1 protein-coding gene is annotated in these 235 nt (G+C 65.5%); it reads right to left on the bottom strand.

Features of this window, described 5'->3' with window-relative positions; genetic code table 11:
• A partial coding sequence (locus tag CVH10_RS24490) for a molybdopterin cofactor-binding domain-containing protein (protein WP_146143412.1) occupies positions 1–235 on the bottom strand: 235 nt, incomplete at both ends.

Below are 235 nucleotides of genomic sequence, written 5' to 3' on the forward strand. Positions count from 1 at the left end.
CCTCGGCGATGCCGAGCGCCGTGGCGATCGTGCTTTTCGCACCGCCGATCACTTGGTTGCTTGACCGCACCGTCAACAGATCGCCGTCCCACCACAGGGTGGAGGCATGTGGCTCCAGCGCCGCCGGGAAATGCACTGGCGTGGTATAGGTGGCGTCGAACGTCACTGCCGCGTCCGCCATGGCGGCATCGACATCGCCGATGTCGATCGCTGTCAGGAAACCGCGCTGGTGGTC

This window comes from Halomonas sp. ND22Bw, assembly GCF_003011945.1.
GTDB classification, from domain to species: Bacteria; Pseudomonadota; Gammaproteobacteria; order Pseudomonadales; family Halomonadaceae; genus Halomonas; species Halomonas halophila.